The sequence below is a fragment of the Kytococcus sp. Marseille-QA3725 genome, assembly GCF_054950055.1.
The window spans coordinates 349954-369391 of the sequence record NZ_JBUCLA010000001.1 but is presented as its reverse complement, the minus strand read 5'-3'; the positions used below and the strand labels follow the sequence as shown (position 1 = coordinate 369391).

Annotated in this window: 20 protein-coding genes; 6 read left to right on the top strand and 14 right to left on the bottom strand. The window is 70.7% G+C overall.

Translation table 11 applies throughout. The features are described 5' to 3' along the window. Positions 1–2: 2 nt before the first annotated feature. Together ACY8FT_RS01755 and ACY8FT_RS01750 are read right to left on the bottom strand one after the other, a co-directional pair. Positions 3–704: an ion channel gene (locus ACY8FT_RS01755; protein ID WP_462417227.1), complete on the bottom strand. Its 702-nt coding sequence runs from the start codon at positions 702–704 to the stop codon at positions 3–5. Continuing rightward, positions 701–3619 (bottom strand): DNA translocase FtsK, encoded by a 2919-nt coding sequence (locus ACY8FT_RS01750; RefSeq protein ID WP_462417226.1) that lies wholly within the window; start codon positions 3617–3619, stop codon positions 701–703. Before ACY8FT_RS01750 ends, ACY8FT_RS01755 begins: the two co-directional genes overlap by 4 nt. 112 nt (positions 3620–3731) lie before the next feature. Between ACY8FT_RS01750 and ACY8FT_RS01745 the strand changes: the two genes are divergently transcribed. Together ACY8FT_RS01745 and ACY8FT_RS01740 are read left to right on the top strand one after the other, a co-directional pair. Next, the gene (locus ACY8FT_RS01745) at positions 3732–4445 is read left to right on the top strand and encodes a hypothetical protein (protein ID WP_462417225.1); all 714 of its coding nucleotides are present in this window, start codon (positions 3732–3734) and stop codon (positions 4443–4445) included. Continuing rightward, positions 4442–4813: a hypothetical protein gene (locus ACY8FT_RS01740; protein WP_462417224.1), complete on the top strand. Its 372-nt coding sequence runs from the start codon at positions 4442–4444 to the stop codon at positions 4811–4813. Before ACY8FT_RS01745 ends, ACY8FT_RS01740 begins: the two co-directional genes overlap by 4 nt. Before the next feature lie 28 nt (positions 4814–4841). On the opposite strand, the gene ACY8FT_RS01735 is transcribed toward ACY8FT_RS01740, so the two are convergent. The 3 genes from ACY8FT_RS01735 to ACY8FT_RS01725 form a co-directional block, all read right to left on the bottom strand. Then, positions 4842–5696: a L,D-transpeptidase family protein gene (locus ACY8FT_RS01735; RefSeq protein ID WP_462417223.1), complete on the bottom strand. Its 855-nt coding sequence runs from the start codon at positions 5694–5696 to the stop codon at positions 4842–4844. A 157-nt stretch (positions 5697–5853) separates the two neighbouring features. Beyond that, positions 5854–6081: a hypothetical protein gene (locus ACY8FT_RS01730; RefSeq protein WP_462417222.1), complete on the bottom strand. Its 228-nt coding sequence runs from the start codon at positions 6079–6081 to the stop codon at positions 5854–5856. Positions 6082–6157: 76 nt separating this feature from the next. Beyond that, complete coding sequence (locus ACY8FT_RS01725; RefSeq protein WP_462417221.1) at positions 6158–7828, bottom strand: 3-hydroxyacyl-CoA dehydrogenase NAD-binding domain-containing protein; 1671 nt, start codon at positions 7826–7828, stop codon at positions 6158–6160. An 89-nt stretch (positions 7829–7917) separates the two neighbouring features. On the opposite strand from ACY8FT_RS01725, the gene nucS reads away from it, so the two are divergent. Both nucS and ACY8FT_RS01715 read left to right on the top strand, forming a co-directional pair. Next, positions 7918–8613, top strand: a complete 696-nt coding sequence (gene nucS, locus ACY8FT_RS01720; protein WP_462417220.1) for an endonuclease NucS — start codon at positions 7918–7920, stop codon at positions 8611–8613. A 59-nt stretch (positions 8614–8672) separates the two neighbouring features. Then, positions 8673–9323: a cob(I)yrinic acid a,c-diamide adenosyltransferase gene (locus ACY8FT_RS01715; protein ID WP_462417219.1), complete on the top strand. Its 651-nt coding sequence runs from the start codon at positions 8673–8675 to the stop codon at positions 9321–9323. Here the strand turns inward: ACY8FT_RS01715 and ACY8FT_RS01710 are convergent. Both ACY8FT_RS01710 and ACY8FT_RS01705 read right to left on the bottom strand, forming a co-directional pair. Next, positions 9299–9754: a hypothetical protein gene (locus ACY8FT_RS01710; RefSeq protein WP_462417218.1), complete on the bottom strand. Its 456-nt coding sequence runs from the start codon at positions 9752–9754 to the stop codon at positions 9299–9301. The genes ACY8FT_RS01715 and ACY8FT_RS01710 overlap by 25 nt on opposite strands. 6 nt (positions 9755–9760) lie before the next feature. Beyond that, complete coding sequence (locus ACY8FT_RS01705) at positions 9761–10030, bottom strand: F0F1 ATP synthase subunit epsilon (protein ID WP_462417217.1); 270 nt, start codon at positions 10028–10030, stop codon at positions 9761–9763. A 143-nt stretch (positions 10031–10173) separates the two neighbouring features. On the opposite strand from ACY8FT_RS01705, the gene ACY8FT_RS01700 reads away from it, so the two are divergent. Next, the gene (locus ACY8FT_RS01700) at positions 10174–10881 is read left to right on the top strand and encodes a 2OG-Fe(II) oxygenase (RefSeq protein WP_462417216.1); all 708 of its coding nucleotides are present in this window, start codon (positions 10174–10176) and stop codon (positions 10879–10881) included. A 116-nt stretch (positions 10882–10997) separates the two neighbouring features. Continuing rightward, a complete protein-coding gene (locus ACY8FT_RS01695; RefSeq protein WP_462417188.1) occupies positions 10998–12374 on the top strand; it encodes an IS30 family transposase in 1377 nt (458 codons plus the stop codon). A gap of 79 nt (positions 12375–12453) precedes the next feature. Here ACY8FT_RS01695 and atpD read toward each other — a convergent pair whose 3' ends face one another. The 7 genes from atpD to atpB form a co-directional block, all read right to left on the bottom strand. Then, positions 12454–13917 carry a F0F1 ATP synthase subunit beta gene (atpD, locus tag ACY8FT_RS01690; protein WP_462417215.1) on the bottom strand — a complete coding sequence of 488 codons (1464 nt, stop codon included), beginning with the start codon at positions 13915–13917 and terminating at the stop codon, positions 12454–12456. A 35-nt stretch (positions 13918–13952) separates the two neighbouring features. Next, a complete protein-coding gene (locus tag ACY8FT_RS01685) occupies positions 13953–14876 on the bottom strand; it encodes a F0F1 ATP synthase subunit gamma (RefSeq protein ID WP_462417214.1) in 924 nt (307 codons plus the stop codon). Positions 14877–15041: 165 nt separating this feature from the next. Further along, the gene (gene atpA, locus ACY8FT_RS01680; RefSeq protein WP_462417213.1) at positions 15042–16697 is read right to left on the bottom strand and encodes a F0F1 ATP synthase subunit alpha; all 1656 of its coding nucleotides are present in this window, start codon (positions 16695–16697) and stop codon (positions 15042–15044) included. 76 nt (positions 16698–16773) lie between these two features. Beyond that, positions 16774–17589 carry a F0F1 ATP synthase subunit delta gene (locus tag ACY8FT_RS01675; protein ID WP_462417212.1) on the bottom strand — a complete coding sequence of 272 codons (816 nt, stop codon included), beginning with the start codon at positions 17587–17589 and terminating at the stop codon, positions 16774–16776. Beyond that, entirely contained in the window at positions 17589–18158 is a 570-nt protein-coding gene (locus ACY8FT_RS01670; RefSeq protein ID WP_462418376.1) for a F0F1 ATP synthase subunit B, read from the bottom strand. Before ACY8FT_RS01670 ends, ACY8FT_RS01675 begins: the two co-directional genes overlap by 1 nt. Before the next feature lie 80 nt (positions 18159–18238). Continuing rightward, positions 18239–18442 (bottom strand): ATP synthase F0 subunit C, encoded by a 204-nt coding sequence (locus ACY8FT_RS01665; protein WP_015779769.1) that lies wholly within the window; start codon positions 18440–18442, stop codon positions 18239–18241. Positions 18443–18572: 130 nt separating this feature from the next. Next, complete coding sequence (gene atpB / locus ACY8FT_RS01660) at positions 18573–19358, bottom strand: F0F1 ATP synthase subunit A (protein WP_462417211.1); 786 nt, start codon at positions 19356–19358, stop codon at positions 18573–18575. Positions 19359–19438 lie beyond the last annotated feature (80 nt).

Genomic DNA, 19438 nt, shown 5'->3' with positions numbered 1-19438 from the left:
GCTCAGCGGCCGCGGAACTTGGCCAGCGTGAGACCCATGAGGCGGGCGACCACCAGGGCCACGTAGTTCATGCCCGCCATCTCCTCGAGGATGATGAACGAGCGCGCGTGGTTGCCCGCCGGCGTGATGTCCGAGAGCCCGGTGCCGGTCATGGTGGTGAACGACAGGAAGATCAGCTCGAACCACGTCAGCTCACCGCCGTGGGGGGCGGAGAAGGAGCCCGGCCAGATGATCTGCACCGCCCCGTAGGTGTAGGCGAAGGCCCACACGGCCACCGTGAAGGTGGCCCCGGTGGCCCAGAGCTCGTCGCTGGTCACCCAGTTGTCCGCGAACATGTAGACCAGCAGCGCGAACACGACGTAGAAGTAGAAGATCGCGTGGAAGATCGTCGAGGCCAGCTGGACGCCCGCCACGTCGGGCCAGACCACCTCCCCGACGGTGAGCAGGGCCGCCGGCCCCCCGACGAGCACCGCCACCCAGGTGAGCAGCGGGGTGCGCCGCACCGCGCGCACAGCCAGCACCAGCACCAGCAGGCCGATGAGGGCGATCGCCAGCCGTCCGGGACCGCTCGCGCTGGTGAACGGGTAGGCGATGACGCTGAGCAGCTGCACCACCAGCAGCACCGCGGAGGGATTGCTCGCGATGCCGCGACGCGCCCTGACGTGCCACGGTGTCGGCGGCCGCACCCGGTTGCGGTACATCATCGGCCCGTCAGCTGCCAGGCGTCCTCGTCGTCGTCCTCCTCCTCCTCGGAGACGACCCCCTCACCGATGTCGACCTGCGCGTAGCGGTCAGTGGCCGGACGAGCCGGCGCACCGTCCACCTCGGACGGCTGCTCGGGAGCGGTCGGCTCATCGTCGACCGAACCATCGGCCGCGGCCTGCGCCGCCGCGTCCTCCGCGGCGTCCTCGGGCGGCTCCTCGCCGCGCAGGCGGGCGAGCGTGGCCGGCAGGTCCTCCGGAGTCACCAGCACGTCGCGCGCCTTGGACCCCTCGGAGGGGCCGACGATCTCGCGGGACTCCATGAGGTCCATGAGACGACCGGCCTTGGCGAAGCCGACGCGCAGCTTGCGCTGCAGCATCGAGGTGGAGCCGAACTGCGTGTTGACCACCAGCTCCGTGGCCTGCAGCAGCACGTCGAGGTCGTCGCCGATGTCCTCGTCGATCTGCTTGCTGGGCGCGGCCTGGGTGACGTCCTCGCGGTAGCTCGGGGACAACTGGCCCTTCACGTGGGCCACCACGTCGACGATCTCGGACTCGTTCACCCACGCGCCCTGGACGCGCAGGGTGCGGCTCGCCCCCATCGGCAGGAAGAGCGCGTCACCCTGGCCGATGAGCTTCTCCGCACCGGGCTGGTCGAGCACCACGCGGGAGTCGGCCAGGGAGGATGTCGCGAAGGCCATGCGGCTGGGCACGTTGGCCTTGATGAGGCCGGTGACGACGTCCACCGACGGGCGCTGCGTCGCGAGGACCAGGTGGATGCCGGCGGCACGGGCCAGCTGAGTGATGCGGACGACCGACTCCTCGACGTCGCGCGGGGCCACCATCATGAGGTCGGCGAGCTCGTCGACGACCACCAGCAGGTACGGGTAGGGAGCGAGCTCCCGCTCCGAGCCGGGGGGCGTCTGCACCTTGCCGGCGCGGACGGCCTTGTTGAACTCGTCGATGTGCTTGAAGCCGTAGTTGGCCAGGTCGTCGTAGCGCTGGTCCATCTCGCGGACCACCCACTGCAGCGCCTCGGCCGCCTTCTTCGGGCTCGTGATGATCGGGGTGATCAGGTGCGGGATGCCCTCGTAGGCGGTCAGCTCCACGCGCTTGGGATCCACCAGCACCATGCGGACCTCCTCCGGCGTCGCGCGCACGAGGATCGAGGTGATCATCGAGTTCACGAAGCTCGACTTACCCGATCCGGTCGCACCGGCCACCAGCAGGTGGGGCATCTTGGCCAGGTTCGCGATGACGTAGCCGCCCTCGACGTCCTTGCCGACGCCCATCACCATCGGGTGCGTCTGGTTGCGGGCCTTGTCGCTGCGCAGCACGTCGCCCAGCGAGACGTTCTCGCGGTCGGTGTTCGGGATCTCGATGCCGATGGCGCTCTTGCCCGGGATCGGCGAGAGGATCCGGACCTCGGCGCTGGCCACGGCGTAGGAGATGTTCTTGGACAGCGCCGTGATGCGCTCGACCTTCACACCCGGGCCGAGCTCGATCTCGTAGCGGGTGACCGTCGGGCCACGGGTGAACCCGGACACCGCGGCGTCGACATTGAACTCGTCGAAGGTGTTCGTCAGGGCCGCGACCACCGCGTCGTTCGCCGCGGAGCGCTCCTTGTGCGGGCCACCCGGCTTGAGCAGCGAGGTGTCCGGCAGCGTGTACGTGATGTCGCCCGAGAGCGCCAGCTGCTCCACCCGCTGCGGCAGCTGCGAGGTGGGCGGCGGCACCGGGTCCGGCTCGGGGGCGGGCTTCGGCTTCGCACCCGGCCTGGCACCCGGGCGGGCCGACCGGGCGGGCTTCTCCTCCGGCGCCGGGGAGGCCGCCTCGTCCTGCGCCTCCTCCTGGACCGGCAGGGCGCGGGTCGAGGAGTCCTCCACCGGCTCCTCCGGCAGGTCGGCCTTCCGGGTCCGGCGGGCGGTCCGCACCGGGCGACGCGAGGAGTCGTCGACCTCCGCGGCCTGGTCGAACGGGACGGTGTCCTCGTCCACCTCCCGGCGCCGACGACGACGCGGGGCGGTCTCGTCCTCCTCGTCCCGCTGCCGACGCGGCAAGCCGCGCGAGTCGTGCTCGACCTCGTCGTCGTACACGTCACCGGGGTGGAACAGGCGGTCCCCCAGCTCGACCAGCCGGTCGGGGATGCGGTGGACCGGCGTGGCGGTGAGCACCAGCAGCGCGAACAGTGCCAGCAGCACCAGCACGACGACCGCACCCACACCGGTCAGGCCGACGCGCAGCGGATTGGCCACCAGGTAGCCGAGGATCCCTCCGCCCTCGCGCACTCCGCCCAGACCGTGGGTCGCGTCCGGGAAGCCGAGAGCGGCGTGCGTCAGCCCGCAGGCCGCGAAGACCGCCGCCACCGAACCGACCACGAGTCGTGCGTTGTCCGCCTGGTCCGCGGGCCGCCGCATCATGTGTAGCCCGGCCCAGAGCAGCAGCAGCGGGAGCGCCAGGGCGACGACCCCGAAGGTGCCCGCGGCCACCGCGTGGATGGCCCCGCCCAGCGCACCGGCCAGGCCCCACCACTCGCGCATGGCGATGATGACCGCGAGCGCGAGCAGCACGAACGCGACGCCGTCGCGCGCGTGGTCGCGCTCCAGGCCGCGGGCGGACCCGCCGACGCTGCGGACGGCTCCGCCGACGACACCGGTCAGCCCGTTCCAGACCCCCGCGACCGCGCGGCCGAGGACACCCGAGCCGGCCGGGCGCTGCGGCGCGTTGCGGCTGCGCGAGCCACCCCGTGCACCGGATCCCCCGCGCGGAGCCGCCTTGGCTCCCGACGACCGGGGGCTGCGCCCCTCCGCCGGCCCACGGCTCCGCGAACCACCCCGGGCGGGCCGCGCTCCTCCGGCGGAGCGGGAGGCGGTCGAGCGGGAGGTGGTCGAGGAACGTCGGGTACGGGTGTCTGCCACGCGCACAGCGTAGGCGGCACCACCGTCAGGCCCCGGTCGGCCCACGCCGCGATCCCCGCCACGGACGGTGACACCTGCCACCCACGCCGTGAAGATACTACCCTTCACCCCCATGAGTGAAGGGAAAACCCTGCAGGAAAGGGTCCCGGGTGGGCGCCACTTCGTCCTCACCGCGGACCAGCGGGACTCGCGCCACCACGCGGACGCGGTCCCCGACGCCCTCGCCCTGCTCACCGACGCACCCACCTCCCCGGAGCACGGACTGCCCTTCGAGCGGGCCGCAGGGGACGAGGTCCAAGGGCTCGTGACCTCGGGGGCGGAGGTGGTCGAGCTGGTCGGCCGGCTCCTGCGCAGCGGTACCTGGCGCATCGGCATCGGCATCGGCCCCGTCGAGGAACCGTTGCCGGCCTCCGTCCGCGAGGCCAGGGGGCCGGCCTTCATCGCGGCCCGCCGGGCCGTGGAGCGCAGTCACCGCACGCCCCAGCCGGTGGCGCTGGACGCGAACACGACCGTCGACCGGGCCGCCGAGGAGCTCGACCTGCTGCTCCGGGCGGAGGGTGCGCTGTGGCTCTGGAGCGCCCTGCTCACCCGGCGCACGGACGAGGGGTGGGAGGTCGTGGACGCCATGGCCACCGCCCCCACCCAGCGGGCCGTCGCCGCTGACCTCGGCGTCTCCCCCAGCGCCGTGAGCCAGCGCCTCCGCGCCGCGGGATGGGCCGAGGACGAGCGCGCCCGGCTGCTCTGCGCAGCGCTCCTGGACGACGCGTGGGACGCCTGTGCGACGCTGGGCGGGCCCGAGCCGTCCGACGAGCAGGAGCAGACGTGAACTGGTGGGACCCGCAGGTCATCCCCGTCGTGCTGCTCTGCGGGGTGGCCGCCACCCTGCTGGGCGGACCGGTCGTCGTGTGGTTCCTCGGCCACGTCGAGTCCCCCGACCCGGACGGCCTCGAGCTGCCCGGCGGACGGTGGATCGGTCTGCTGGAGCGCGCCTCGGCCTACTCCGCCGTCTTGGCGGGGTCCGACTACGCCCTCGCACTGGTCGTCGCCGTCAAGGCGCTCGGGCGCTACCCCGAGCTGCGCACCGCCAAGACGGGCGCGGTCTCCGAGCGCTTCATCATCGGCACCTTCGCCAGCATCCTCTGGGCATGCGCGTGGGCGGGCGCCACGAGGCTGGTTCTCCACCTGCTCACGTGACGCCCGCCCACGGCGGTGCCGGATCGGCTCAGATCGTGCTGCGCACGTCCTTCAGGCGGAGGTCGACCACGTGCTGCGGCGCACCACCGGCGGCCGAGCCCGAGGCCGCACCGGCCACGGAGGCGCCCTCCGGGTCCTGGTTCGGGCCGGTGCCGTAGATCAGCGTGTCGCGGTTCCAGCGCATGGCGCCGATGGAGATGAGGTGGTTCATCGCCTTGATCGACAGGCGCACGCAGCCGTGGCTGTCCGGGTACGGCGGGATGAAGCGCGAGCCGTGGATGGCGTAGCCGCCGGCGGCGAAGAAGTACGGACGCCACATGCTGCCGAGCTCGCCGTTGCGCCAGCCGTCGTCCTCGTTCCACATGCCGCCCCAGGTGCCGCGCGGGGTACGGGCGTGCGGGTAGTACTTGCCGCGGTACTCGTAGCCCTCGCCGTTGCCGGTGGAGGTATTGTGGATCTCCTGGAGCTCACCGCTCTTGATGTAGAAGAGCAGCTGACGGTCCAGGTCCACCTCGATGCGGGTGCCCGAGGTGGTGCGGACCTTGATCTGCGGCTGGCGGATGACCTTCAGCCAGGTCTTCTGGCCGACCACGCCGTCGCGGACCAGGCCGTAGGCCTTCTGCACGGCCCAAGCGACCTGCTGGGTCTGGAAGCCGTAGATGCCGTCGGGCTTGCCCGGGTAGAAGCCGGCCTGACGAGCCTTGCGCTGGAAGTACAGCACGTCGTCGTTGCGGTCACCCTTGCGCAGCGTGCGGCGGTTGACGCGGTAGGCGGCCGAGGCCCCCTCCGCACCGGCCAGGGCAGCCGCCCCTCCGGCTGCCACGGCGGCGGCGCCGGTCAGGGCGTGGCGGCGATCGACGATCAGTGCGTTCTCGTGAGTCATGCGTTCCCCTCCTTCGTGGGCGACCTCGCGACACCCCCGGTGGGTGCCACTGCGACCCGGGCGGGCCTCGGTCGACACCTCCACCGTACGCGCCACAGCGGTCCGGGGCACGTCACGGGGTGGGTTGTGAGCTGACTGTGCTCGTCCTGTGACCCGGTCAGCCCATCGCCCAGCAGCGGGTGTGCCAGTGACGTCGCTCCTCCACCCCGAGCACGCCGTCGTGCGGCCAGACGACGAGGTGCGGCTGGGCGGAGAGCACCTCGTGGTGGCACCCGGGACAGCGGTAGACCCGCCCCTGGTCGTTGCCGTGCAGGGTCCGCACCAGGAACTCGCGGCCGCCGCGCCACTCCACCTGGTCGGGGGTGTGGCGCAGCGAACCGCCCACCGGCGTTGGGACGGAGGGCGTCTGGCGGGCCCGGGCACTCCCCCGGGCCCCGCCACGGCGACGTCCGCGACCCACCTCAGGCCCCGAACGGGAGGTCGATCACCGCGTGGTCCACCAGCGCCGCCGCGGGCGCCAGACCCGGGTCCTGGGTGGCGGCGAACAGCTCGGCCTGGGCGTCCAGGACGTGGTCCGCCCCGAGGTGGTCGATCATCGCGAACGGGCCCATCGGGTAGCCACAGCCGTGGACCATCGCCGCGTCGACGTCGGCGGCGCTCGCGTAGCCCGACTCGGCCATCAGCACGGCCTCGTTGAGGAAGGGGATCAACAGCGATTCGACGACCAGCCCCGGCTGGTCCCGCACGACGACGGCGGTCAGACCGGCCCGCTCGGCGAGCGCCCGCAGGGTCGCCTCCACCTCCGGGGAGGTGGTCGTGATCCGGCCGAGCTCCAGCAGGCGCCCGTGCGGGGTCGCCTCGTGGAGCACCCCGCGCAGCGCGGCGGCGTGCCGGCCGCTGGTGGCCGCGAGGTCCAGCGTCGTGTCCGCCGTGAGGGAGACGACGACGGCGTCGGCGGGAAGCACCCGCCCGAGCTCGAGGAAGAGGGCGTCGAGCTCGATGAGCGCGTCGTCCTCCTCGAGCGTCCCGGCGTCGGGCTCGTCCCAGTCCTCCTGGACCGGGTCCACCACCTCGGCGGCCTCGAACACGACCTCGGCGCGCGACAGCTCGGACAGGTCCGCCCCGGCCTCGCTGACCCGCAGCACCTCCACCCCCGCCCCGGTGAGGGCGGCGGCGAGGTCCTCGGCGTCCTGCCCGGCACCGAGGACGCCGACGACGGACACCTCCCGTGCCCGTGCGGGGTCGGCGGTGCGCTCGGCCGCGGCGGCCCGCGCCTCCGGGGAGTAGGGGTGGAAGCCGGCACCGCTCTTGCGGCCCAGCAGGCCCGCCCGCACCATCGTCGCCAGCTCGTAGGAGGGCGCGTGCATGTCCTTGTGGGTCAGCGAGTGGATGATCGGGCCGATCCCCACGCAGACGTCCAGGCCGACCAGGTCCATGAGCGTCAGCGGGCCCATCGGCAGCCCCGCCCCCACGTGCATGGCCGTGTCCAGGTCCGCCGCGTCGACCGCACCGTCGAAGTAGAGCCGGCCGGCCCGGTTCATGTACCCGTACAGCAGGTGGTTGGCCACGAAGCCGGCGCGGTCACCGGCCACGACGGGTTCCTTGCCGAGCGAGGACGCCAGCTCGCGCACCGCCTCGACGGCACCCGGGTCGGTGACCGGCGTGTGGATCACCTCGACCAGCTTCTGCACCGGGGCCGGGTTGAAGAAGTGCATGCCGACGACGCGCTCGCGACGGCCGGTGCCCGCGGCGATCTCCGTGACCGACAGGCTCGAGGTGTTGGTCGCCAGGATCGCGTCGTCACGGGTCACCTCGTCCAGCCGGGCGAAGATGTCTTGCTTGATCTCCATCCGCTCCGGCACGGCCTCGACGACCAGGTCGACGTCCGCCAGGTCCCCGAGCTCGCTCGTGAAGGTCACGGCCCCCAGGACGGCCTGCTGCCCCTGCTCGTCGAGCCGGCCCTTCTGCACGGCGCGAGCGGTGGACGCCTCCAGCAGGGAGCGCCCCCGTTCCGCCAGCTCCGGGGTCATCTCGACCCCCACCACGCGCAGGCCACCCCGCGCGAAGACCTCGACGATGCCGGCACCCATGGTGCCCAGGCCCACAACTCCCACCGATGCGATCTGCGTCATGCACCCCACTCTCCCACCCGTCCGCGCCCGGCGGACACTCCCGCCCCGCTCCCCCCGCCCGGACGCGGCCCCTCACCTAGAGTTCCCCCGTGCGACTCGTCATTGCCCGCTGCCAGGTCGACTACACCGGCGCGCTCACCGCCCACCTGCCCCTCGCCACCCGCCTGCTGGTGGTGAAGGCCGACGGGTCCGTGCTCGTCCACTCCGACGGCGGCTCCTACAAGCCGTTGAACTGGATGAGCCCGCCCTGCACCACGGTGGAGTCCGAACCCGGCGAGGAGCTGCGGGAGGAGGGCGTGGAGGCCGTCTGGACCGTCACCCACGCCAAGTCCGGGGACCAGCTCGTCATCCACCTCCACGAGGTGCTGGAGGACCTGCAGCGGGACCTCGGCATCGACCCGGGTCTGGTCAAGGACGGCGTCGAGTCGCAGCTGCAGGCCCTCCTGGCCGAGCACATCACCACGCTGGGCGGCGGTTGGAGCCTCGTCCGCCGGGAGTGGATGACGCCCATCGGCCCCGTGGACCTGCTCTGCCGCGACGCCAACGGCGGCACGGTGGCCGTGGAGGTGAAACGGCGGGGTGGCATCGACGGCGTTGAGCAGCTGACCCGCTACCTGGAGCTGCTGAACCGGGACCCCCACCTCGCACCGGTGCAGGGCGTGTTCGCCGCCCAGGTCATCCGCCCGCAGGCCCGCACCCTGGCCGAGGACCGCGGCATCCGCTGCGTCACCCTCGACTACGACGCCCTGCGCGGACTCGACGACGCCGAGGGCAAGCTCTTCTGAGCCGGCAGCCGGCCCCGCCCCACCGCGGGGTCCGCCCGCGACGGTGACAGGCTGTGCCCATGGTCAACCTCACCCGCATCTACACGCGCACCGGCGACGACGGCACCACCGGCCTCGGCGACTTCGGGCGCACCAGCAAGGACGACCCCCGCTTGGTGGCCTACGCCGACACCGACGAGACGAACGCCGCACTCGGCGTCGCGATGCTGCACACGGCCGACCGGCCCGACGTGGCCGAGGTGCTGCGCCGCGTGCAGAACGAGCTCTTCGACGTGGGCGCCGACCTCTCCCTGCCGCTGCGGTCGAGCTACGAGTACGAACCGCTGCGCGTCGCGCAGGAGTGGATCGACGACCTGGAGGCCGACTGCGACCGGTTCAACACCGACCTGCCGGCCCTGCGGAGCTTCATCCTGCCCGGTGGTGGTGCGCTGTCGGCGCACCTGCACGTCGCCCGCACCATCGCCCGCCGCGCCGAGCGCGCCGCGTGGACGGCCGTCGCCGTGCACGGTCAGGAGAAGGCCCCGGAGGGCGCGGAGAAGGGCACCGGCGGCGTCTCACCGCTGCCGGGTCGCTATCTCAACCGGCTCTCGGACCTGCTGTTCATCCTGGCCCGCAGTGCCGCCGGCCCCGACGGGGACGTGCTCTGGCAGCCGGGCGGCGGTCGCCAGAACGCGCCGAAGGGCCGTCAGAGCTCGGCCGAGAAGGAGTGACCGGGCGGCAGGGTCTCCTGCCACGCCCGCAGCGCGCGCCCGTCCCCCGCGGAGAGCGCCACGTCGACCCCCGCGTCCGCACCGGAGCAGGGGTTCGCGTGCATCCCTGAGGCCGGCAGGCCCGTCAGGCGGACCCAGCGCCCCCCGGTGGCCGGGCCGCTCTCGTCGAGCCACTCCATCTCGACGGAGGTGCGCCCCAGGGCCAGGAACGGCGTGGTCCCCGCGCCCCAGAGCGAGTGGAACTCGACGGCGCGCGGGCCCAGCCGCACAATGGCCGAACGGGTGGACTCAGGACGCCGCACCAGGCAGAGGGCGGTGAAGCACCCGCCCGCGATCCGCACCCGCCGCCACCAGCTGAAGACCAGCCACGCGAGCAGGAGCAGCAGGAGGGCGCCGAGGACCAACTCGACGGTGAGGAAGGTGGTCCCCACGAACGGTCAGGCGGAGAGGGAGCTCGCGTCGACCTTCTCGGCCACCACGGTCACCTTGTCGCTGTCCACGGACAGGAAGCCCGTGTCGACGGTGACCTCCTGCTTGCCGGCGGACGTGTGGATGCCCACCGCACCGGACACGAGGGTGCTCAGCATCGGGGTGTGACCCGGCATGATGCCCAGGTCGCCGTCGGTCGTGCGTGCGGTCACCATGGAGGCCTCACCGCTCCACACCTGGCGGTCGGCTGCGACGAGGTCAACGGTCAGGTGGCTCACCGGGTACTCCTGAGGGGTTTCGGGGGTGGGAGGCCCCCATACTACGCGGCATCGCGGTCGGATCCGCCCCGCCCGACCGCCGGCCCGGCACCTCCTCGGAGGGGCGCCCCGCCATCGGTGGGCGACGGTGCCACGATGGCCCCATGACGACCACCGAACACGCACCCGCCCCCGGGCGGGGGGACTTCATCGAGGTCTACCCCGACGCCCTCTCCCCCGAGCTCTGCCAGCGCCTCATCGACGCGTTCGAGGCGAGCAAGGCCCAGTCCCCCGGTCGCACCGGCGGCGGGGTGGACCCGAGCATGAAGAAGTCGGTCGACGTCTTCATCTCCAACAAGCCGGAGTGGCGGGAGCTCGAGAGCGAGCTCGTCGCGGCGGCCAGCCGGTGCCTGGTGCAGTACGTGCGCACCTACCCGCACGTGCTGCTGGCGCCGATGATGTTCCAGCGCAAGACGCCCGACGGGGGCACCGCCCGGCTGACGGCCGAGGACCTGTCGCAGATGAGCGACCAGGAGGTCATCAACATGGCCGGCGTCGCCCTGCGGCCCGGCGGCATCAACGTGCAGCGCTACACGGCCGACGACGGCGGCTACCCCTACTGGCACTGCGAGACCATGCCGACGGACTCCAGCCACGAGGCCCTGCACCGACACTGCCTGTGGACCGCCTACCTGAACGACGGCTTCTCCGAGGGCGGCACCGAGTTCCTCTACCAGGACCGCCTGGTGGAGCCGCGCACCGGCTCCCTGGTCATCGCCCCGGCCGCCTTCACCCACACCCACCGCGGCAATATGCCCCGCGGCGGTGACAAGTACATCGCCACCAGCTGGTTCCTGTTCCACCGCAAGTGACGCCGAGGCCGGGACCCGTTCCCGGCGCATCGGCCCCACGCACGACGGAGCCCCCACCGTTCGGCGGGTTCTAGTGGTCCTCGCAACACCCTGTTCTTCAGGGAGTTGCGAGGACCATGTGGTTGTCTGAGGTCAAGAGCGCGTTCTGGGCGGCGTTGGATGCTCATCAGGGGAATGTGCGGGCTGCTGCGCGTGCGGTCGGGGCGAACGAGAACACCGCTGCTGGGTGGGTGCGCAAGGCGGGGTTGTCTGGTCGGGGTCGGCCGGGGACAGGGCCTCATCCGCGGCGGGGTGAGTACGACCGGTTACGTGCTGCTGGAGTCACCCGTCGGGATGCCGCCGAACGGGTCGGGGTGCACGTGCGTACGGCCGAGGACTGGGACCGGGGAGTGCGCAGGACCAACGGGGCCAGGATCTATCCCGATGGGCGACGGGTGGACTACACCACGGGTATGACCAGGATCGTGTCGGTAGAGCCCTCCCTGTCGGTGGTGGAGAAACGCCTGCACCCCAGGTATCTGACCGTGACGGACCGGGAGACCATCGCTGACCTGCACCGGCAGGGCATGTCGTTGCGAGGGATCGCCCGGGTGCTGGGCCGGTCGGCGTCCACGGTCAAGCGGGAACTGGACACGTACAGCACTGGCGGGGTGTACCTGCCCCACCGGGCCCAGCGGGCCTGGGCCCGGTCGCGGGCCAGGCCGAAGGAGTCGAAGCTGGCTCGACCGGGAGCGCTTCGGGACTACGTCAGCGAGAAACTCGCCCTGCGGTGGTCCCCGGAACAGATCAGCCGTTCCCTGCCAGGGGCGTTCCCGCAGGACGACACTGTGCGGGTGAGTCACGAGACGATCTACCAGGCGTTGTACTTCCAGGCCCGCGGCGGATTGCGCCGCGAGGTGGCCACCGCGTTGCGGACCGGGCGGGCCCGCCGGGTGCCCCGCACCAGGCCCGATCAGCGGCAGAAGAGGTTCACCGACCCGATGGTCATGATCAGTGATCGTCCCGCGCAGGTGGAAGACCGGGCCGTGCCGGGCCACTGGGAGGGTGATCTGATCCTGGGCGCTGGTGGACGCAGCGCGATCCTGACCTTGGTGGAACGCTCCACCCGGTACGTGATGCTCGGGCACCTGCCCGGTGGGCACACCGCTGAGGAGGTCCGGGACGTCCTGGTCGACCTGATCGGGACCCTGCCAGAGCACCTGCGTGGGTCGCTGACCTGGGACCAGGGGTGCGAGATGGCCGCTCACCGGCAGTTCACGATCGCCACCGGTGTACCGGTGTACTTCTGCGACCCACACTCACCCTGGCAGCGCGGGTCGAACGAGAACACCAACGGACTGCTGCGGCAGTACTTCCCCAAGGGCACCGACCTGTCGGTCCACGGCCCGGCCGAACTCGAATACGTCGCCCAGGAACTCAACGGCCGCCCACGCAAAACGCTCGGCTGGGCAAACCCAGCCGAGCGCCTGCGTGATCTACTGACAACCAACTAGGCCATCAGGTGTTGCGAGGACCCCTTGAAACCGCCTTCCAGGTGGGGGCTCCGTCGTGTCGTCCAAGAGGACCGGGCGATCAGCTGTTCTTCTCCAGCTCGTGCGCCTGGCGCTCGACGTCCTCGAGGCCACCGCACATGAAGAAGGCCTGCTCGGGCAGGTGGTCGTACTCACCGTCGGCGATCTTGGTGAACGCCTCGATGGTCTCGGCCAGCGGCACGGTCGAACCCTCGATGCCGGTGAACTGCTTGGCGACGTAGGTGTTCTGCGACAGGAAGCGCTGGATGCGACGGGCACGGCCGACGAGGATCTTGTCCTCCTCGGAGAGCTCGTCGATACCGAGGATCGCGATGATGTCCTGCAGCTCCTTGTACTTCTGCAGGATCGACTTCACACGGGCCGCGGTCTCGTAGTGGTCCCGGGCGATGTAGCGCGGGTCCAGGATGCGGCTGGTGGAGGTCAGCGGGTCCACGGCCGGGTAGATGCCCATCGACGCGATCGGGCGCGAGAGCTCGGTCGTGGCGTCCAGGTGGGCGAAGGTCGTGGCCGGGGCCGGGTCGGTGTAGTCGTCGGCCGGCACGTAGATCGCCTGCATCGAGGTGATCGAGTGGCCACGGGTCGAGGTGATGCGCTCCTGCAGCACACCCATCTCGTCGGCCAGGGTCGGCTGGTAGCCCACCGCGGAGGGCATGCGGCCCAGCAGCGTGGAGACCTCGGAACCGGCCTGGGTGAAGCGGAAGATGTTGTCAATGAAGAGCAGCACGTCCTGCTTCTGAACGTCGCGGAAGTACTCCGCCATCGTCAGCGCGGACAGGGCCACGCGCAGACGGGTGCCCGGCGGCTCGTCCATCTGGCCGAAGACCAGGGAGGTCTGACCGAGGACGCCGGCCTCCTCCATCTCGACCATGAGGTCGTTGCCCTCACGGGTGCGCTCACCGACACCGGCGAACACCGACACACCACCGTGGTCGCGGGCCACACGGGCGATCATCTCCTGGATGAGCACCGTCTTGCCCACACCGGCACCACCGAAGAGGCCGATCTTCCCACCCTGAACGTACGGGGTGAGCAGGTCGATGACCTTGATGCCGGTCTCGAACATCTGGGTCTTGGACTCCAGCTTGTCGAAGTCCGGCGCCTTGCGGTGGATGCCCCAGCGCTCGGTGACCTCGAGCTGCTCGCCCTCGGCGAGGTTCAGGCACTCACCGGTGGCGTTGAAGACCTTGCCCAGGGTGACGTCACCCACGGGCACGCTGATGGGGCCGCCGGTGTCGCGCACCTCGGCGCCGCGCACCAGACCGTCGGTCGGCTGCAGCGAGATGGCGCGGACCAGGTTGTCACCGATGTTCTGGGCGACCTCGAGGTTCAGCGTCTTGGTCACGCCGCCGAGGTCGACCTCGGCCTTGAGCAGGTTGTAGATGGGCGGAACGGCGTCCGGCGGGAACTCGATGTCGACGACCGGCCCGATGCTCCGAGCCAGACGGCCGACCGCACCGGCCTGCTGAGTGGCGGAGGAGTTCTCCGCGGCGATGGTGGCGTTCATGTGATCCGTTTCCTTCTTGTCCGTCACTGCTGGAGTCACTGGGAGTCGGCGAGGGCGGCGGAGCCACCCACGATCTCGCTGATTTCCTGCGTGATGTCGGCCTGACGGGCCTGGTTGGCCAGTCGCGTGTAGTCCTTGATGAGTTCCTCGGCGTTGTCCGTCGCCGACTTCATGGCCCGCTGTCGCGCGGCCAGCTCCGAGGCCGCGGACTGCAGCATCATGTTGTAGATGCGCGAGGTCACGTACTGCGGCAGCAGCGCGTCCAGCACCTCGTCGGCACTCGGCTCGAAGTCGTACTCCGGCACGAGCCCGTCGCCGTCCTGCTGCGTGCCCTCGGCGCCCACGCCCTCCTCGGCGTCGACCACCTCGAGCGGCAGGATGCGCGCCGCGGTGACCTCCTGGCTGACCATGTTGACGAAGCGCGTGTACACCACGTGCACCTCGTCCAGGCCACCCTCCTCGGTCGGGGTCATGAAGGCCTCGATCACGGCGTCGGCCATCTCGCGCGCCGCCTCGACGGTCGGCGCGTCCGAGAAGCCGGACCAGTCCCGCGCCCAGTCACGGTTGCGGAAGCGGTAGTAGCCCTCCGACTTGCGCCCCACCAGGTAGGGCACGACCTCGAGGCCGTCCTCGTCGCGGAGCTGCTCGGCCAGACGGTCCGAGAACTTCAGCGGGGCGGACGGGTAGCCGCCGGCGAGCCCGCGGTCGGAGGAGATGACCACCATGCCGCCGCGACGACGGTCGTCGTGCTCGGTCGTCAGGGGATGGTCCTCGTTCGAGTTGGTGGCCACGGCCGAGACGGCCTTCGTCAGTGCCCGCGCGTACGGCGTGGTCTCCTCGACCCGCGTGCGCGCCTTGATCACCCGGGAGGCCGCGATCAGCTCCATCGCCTTGGTGATCTTCTTGGTGGCCTTGACGGACTTGATGCGTTGGCGGTACTCCCGCTGCCCCGCTGCCATGTCGTTCCGCCTTCCGGTGGTGGTCAGTGCACGTTCTCCAGGTCCCGCGTCCTGCGGGTGGTCGTCCGAGGACGACCGGGGCCCGATCGCTCGGGCGGTGCGCCCCGTCCAGGGGCGCTGCCGGGGACGGCCGGGGAGACGCCGTGGCGTCTCCCCGGCAGCCGCTCAGCGCTTGGCCTTGACGATCCGCTCCTGGTTGACGTCGCCGTCCTCCAGCTCGGGGGTGTTCTCCTCGGCCTCGTCGGAGCCCGGGCGGATGCCCGCGCCCTCGGAGGGCTGGAACTGGCGCTTGAACTGCGCCATCCCGGTCTCGAGCATCCCACGCGAGTCGTCGTTGAGCTTCGACCCGGAGTTCTCCCGGACCCACTCGAAGAAGCCCGCGTGCTCACGCTGCATGAAGTCGAGGAACTCGGCCTCGAAGCGCTGCACGTCCTGGGTGGGCACGTCGTCAAGGTGACCGTTGGTGCCGGCCCAGATGACGGCCACCTGACGGTCCACCGACATCGGCGCGGACTGCGGCTGCTTGAGCAGCTCCACCATGCGGGCACCACGCTCGAGCTGGGCCTTGGACGCGGCATCCAGGTCCGAGGCGAACATGGCGAAGGCCTCCATCTCGCGGTACTGCGCCAGGTCGGTGCGCAGTCGGCCGGAGACCTCCTTCATGGACTTGATCTGAGCGTCACCACCCACTCGGGAGACCGAGACACCCACGTTGATGGCGGGGCGGACACCCGAGTTGAACAGGTCGGACTCGAGGAAGATCTGACCGTCGGTGATCGAGATGACGTTGGTCGGGATGTACGCCGAGACGTCACCGGCCTTGGTCTCGATGATGGGCAGACCGGTCATCGAACCGGCGCCCATGTCGTCGCTCAGCTTGGCGCAGCGCTCGAGCAGGCGGCTGTGCAGGTAGAACACGTCACCCGGGTAGGCCTCACGACCCGGCGGGCGGCGCAGCAGCAGCGACACGGCCCGGTAGGCCTCGGCCTGCTTCGACAGGTCGTCGAACACGATCAGGACGTGCTTGCCGTCGTACATCCAGTGCTGGCCGATGGCCGAGCCGGTGTACGGGGCCAGGTACTTGAAGCCGGCCGGGTCGCCCGCGGGGGCCGCCACGATGGTGGTGTACTCCAGCGCGCCGTTCTCCTCCAGGGTGCGGCGCACCTCGGCGATGGTCGAGCCCTTCTGGCCGATCGCCACGTAGATGCAGCGCACCTGCTGGTTGACGTCGCCGGACTCCCAGTTCTGACGCTGGTTGAGGATCGTGTCGATCGCCACCGTGGTCTTGCCGGTCTGGCGGTCACCGATGATCAGCTGACGCTGACCGCGGCCGATCGGCACCATCGAGTCGATGGACTTGATGCCGGTCTGCATCGGCTCGTGCACCGACTGGCGCTGCACGACCGAGGGGGCCTGCAGCTCCAGCGCACGACGGGTCTCGGCGGGGATGTCGCCCAGGCCGTCGATCGGCTGACCCAGCGGGTCCACCACGCGGCCGAGGAAGGCGTCGCCCACGGGGGCCGAGAGGACCTCACCGGTGCGGCGGACCTCCATCCCCTCCTCGATGCCGGCGAAGTCGCCCAGGACGACGACACCGATCTCGTGCACGTCGAGGTTCAGCGCCAGGCCCAGGGTCCCGTCGGCGAACTCAAGCAGCTCGTTGGTCATCGCCGAGGGCAGGCCCTCCACGTGCGCGATGCCGTCACCGGCATCGGCCACGCGGCCGACCTCCTGGCTGGCAGCAGCCTGGGGCTCGTACGACTGGACGAACGAGTCCAGAGCGTCCCGGATCTCCTCCGGACGGATCGACAGCTCCGTCATGATCTCTCCTTGGTGGGCCGCTCGTGGGCCCGGGTCAGTGTCTCGGCCGGTGTATGTGGGGTGGGGGGACTGACGCTCAGACGCGTCCGACCATCCCGTCGCGGGCCTCGGCCAGGCGGCGCGAGACGGTGCCATCGATCACGTCGTCCGCGACCTCGACGCGGACGCCGCCGACGACCTCGGGGTCGATGACGGTGCTGAGCGTGATCTCACGGCCGTACTGCGTGGTCAGCGCCGCGCGCAGGCGCTGGACCTGCTCGTCGGTCATGGGGGCGGCGGTGTGGGCCACCGCGAGCAGACGCTCGGCACGGGCCGCGGCGATCTCGCGGTAGGCCCGCAGGGCGAGGTCGAAGCGCAGCGACTTGGCGCCGGCGACGGCCTGCTGAGTCAGCCGCAGCGTCTCGGGGGCCACCTTGTCGCCCAGCAGGCGCTGAGCGAGGTCCCGCTTGGCTCCCCGCTCGACACGGCGGTCGGTCAGGGTGCTCCGCAGGGCGGCGTCCTCGGTGAACTGCTCCTGCACGGTGAACAACTCGTCCATCACGCGTTGGTCGTTGCCCGACCGCTCGGCCGAGGCCATGAGGGCCTCGACCCCCAGGCGGATGACGGCCTCACCGAGGTCGCCCTCGGTGCGCCACCGCTGGCCGGCGGCCGCGGACAGCACCGCGCGGGCGGGCTCGGCCACGGGGGAGAAGACCTTCTCCGCCAGGGCCGCCCGGTCCCCACCCTCACGAGTGGGGTCGGTCAGCGCCCGCCGCAGCTGTCCGCTGTCGCCCAGCACCTCGGCCGCGCCGAAGAGCTGGTCGGCCAGGTCCATACCCTGCGCACCGCCCTCGAGCTGCTGCTCGAGCACCTGGCGCGAGGCGGCGTAGGCACCGATCGAAGTCCCCTGCATCAGCGGGCCTTCGTGGTGACGTCCGCCCGACCGGACTCGAGCTCGGTCAGGAAGCGGTCGACCAGACCCTTCTGACGGGCCTCGTCGGTCAGCGACTCGCCGACGATGCGGCCGGCCAGGTCGGTCGACAGGCGGCCGACCTCACCGCGGAGCTGCACCTGGGCCTGCTGACGCTCCGAAGCGATCTGCTTCTGCGCGGTCTCCAGGACCCGGTTCGCCTCCACATCGGCGAGCTCACGCTTCTCCGCACGGATGACGTCGCCCTCCTCGCGGGCCTTCTCGCGGATGGCGTTGGCCTCCGCACGGGCCTCGGCGAGCTGCGACTCGTACTTCTGCTGCGCAGCCTTGGCGTCGGCCTCCGCCTGCTCGGCGCGGGCCATGCCGCCCTCGATGGCGTCCCGCCGCTCGGCGTAGGCCTTCTCCATGGCCGGCACGAAGAACTTGCTGGCCACGAAGTAGACGATGCCGATGGCGATGAGACCGAAGATGAGCTCCGGCAGGTACGGGATGAGCGCGTCGGTGCCGCTACGACCGGCGGCGTGCTCCTCGCCCTCAGCCAGCACACTCAGGTAGTGCACGGTGTCTCCTTCAACGGATTCGACAGGGGGTGCGTGCCACCGAGGTGGTCACGCGGTGTGACGCGGATCCGTCAGAGGATGAAGGTCAGCACGAAGCCCAGGATGGCGAGGGCCTCGGCGATGGCCATACCGAGGATAGCGATCGGCTGCAGGAGCGAGCGGGACTCGGGCTGACGCGCGACACCGTTGATGTAGGCGGCGAAGATCAGACCCACGGCGATGGCCGGGCCGATGGTGGCGAGACCGTAACCGACGAGGTTCAGCGAGCCTTCCATGGATGTTCCTCTTTCCTTGTGTCCCACGCGGTCGTTCCGCACAGGGCTGGGTTCAGGGGGTGGTGCTGTTCAGTTGTACGTCAGGAAGTCTGGGGGCGGGTCTCCCCGCCGGTGGGCGCGACGCGCCGGATCAGTGGTCCTCGGAGAGCGAGGCGCCGATGTAGCTGGCCGACAGCAGGGTGAACACGTAGGCCTGCAGGCACTGGATCAGGATCTCGAAGAAGGTCATGAGCAGACCCATGATCCAGGAGCCGGCACCGGCGATCGCCAGCATCGGGCCGGAGTTCACAAGGAACCATCCACCCATGATGAAGAGCACCAGGGCCATGTGACCGGCGAGCATGTTTCCGAACAGTCGCAGCGCGAGGGTCAGCGGCTGGGTGACGGTCTTGGAGATGAACTCCAGGAAGAACACGACCGGGACGATCACCTTGGGGAGGCCGCTCGGGACGAAGGTCTTGAGGTAGCCACCGAAGCCGTGCTTGCGGATGCCGACCACGTGGTAGACGACGTAGACGATCATCGTGAGGACGACCGGGAACGCGATGGACGCCATGGTCGGCATCTGCACGGGCGGGATGATGCCCATCAGGTTGTTCACCAGGATGAAGACGAACAGCGAGAAGAGCAGCGGGACGAACGGCTTGAACTTCTCACCGCCGATGAGGTCACGGGCGATGCCGTTGCGCACGAAGTCGTAGATGCCCTCGGTGACGAACATGCCCTTCGAGGGGACAACCGCGGCCCGCTTGGCGGCCCACATCATCCACGCGCACAGCGCGGCGGTGACGAGCACGACGACCAGCATCTGGCGGGTGAACGCGAAGCCACCCACCTCGAACAACGGGAGCCAGAAGTCGTTGGTGCTCGGCTGGTGGAACTCCACCTTCGCAAGCATGGCCGGTGCGTGGCTCACGTGTTACTCCTCCACGGGGTCTGGGGTGTCGACCCCGATCTCGTGCGTGACGCACGGGGTCAGACGGCGACGAGGGGTCA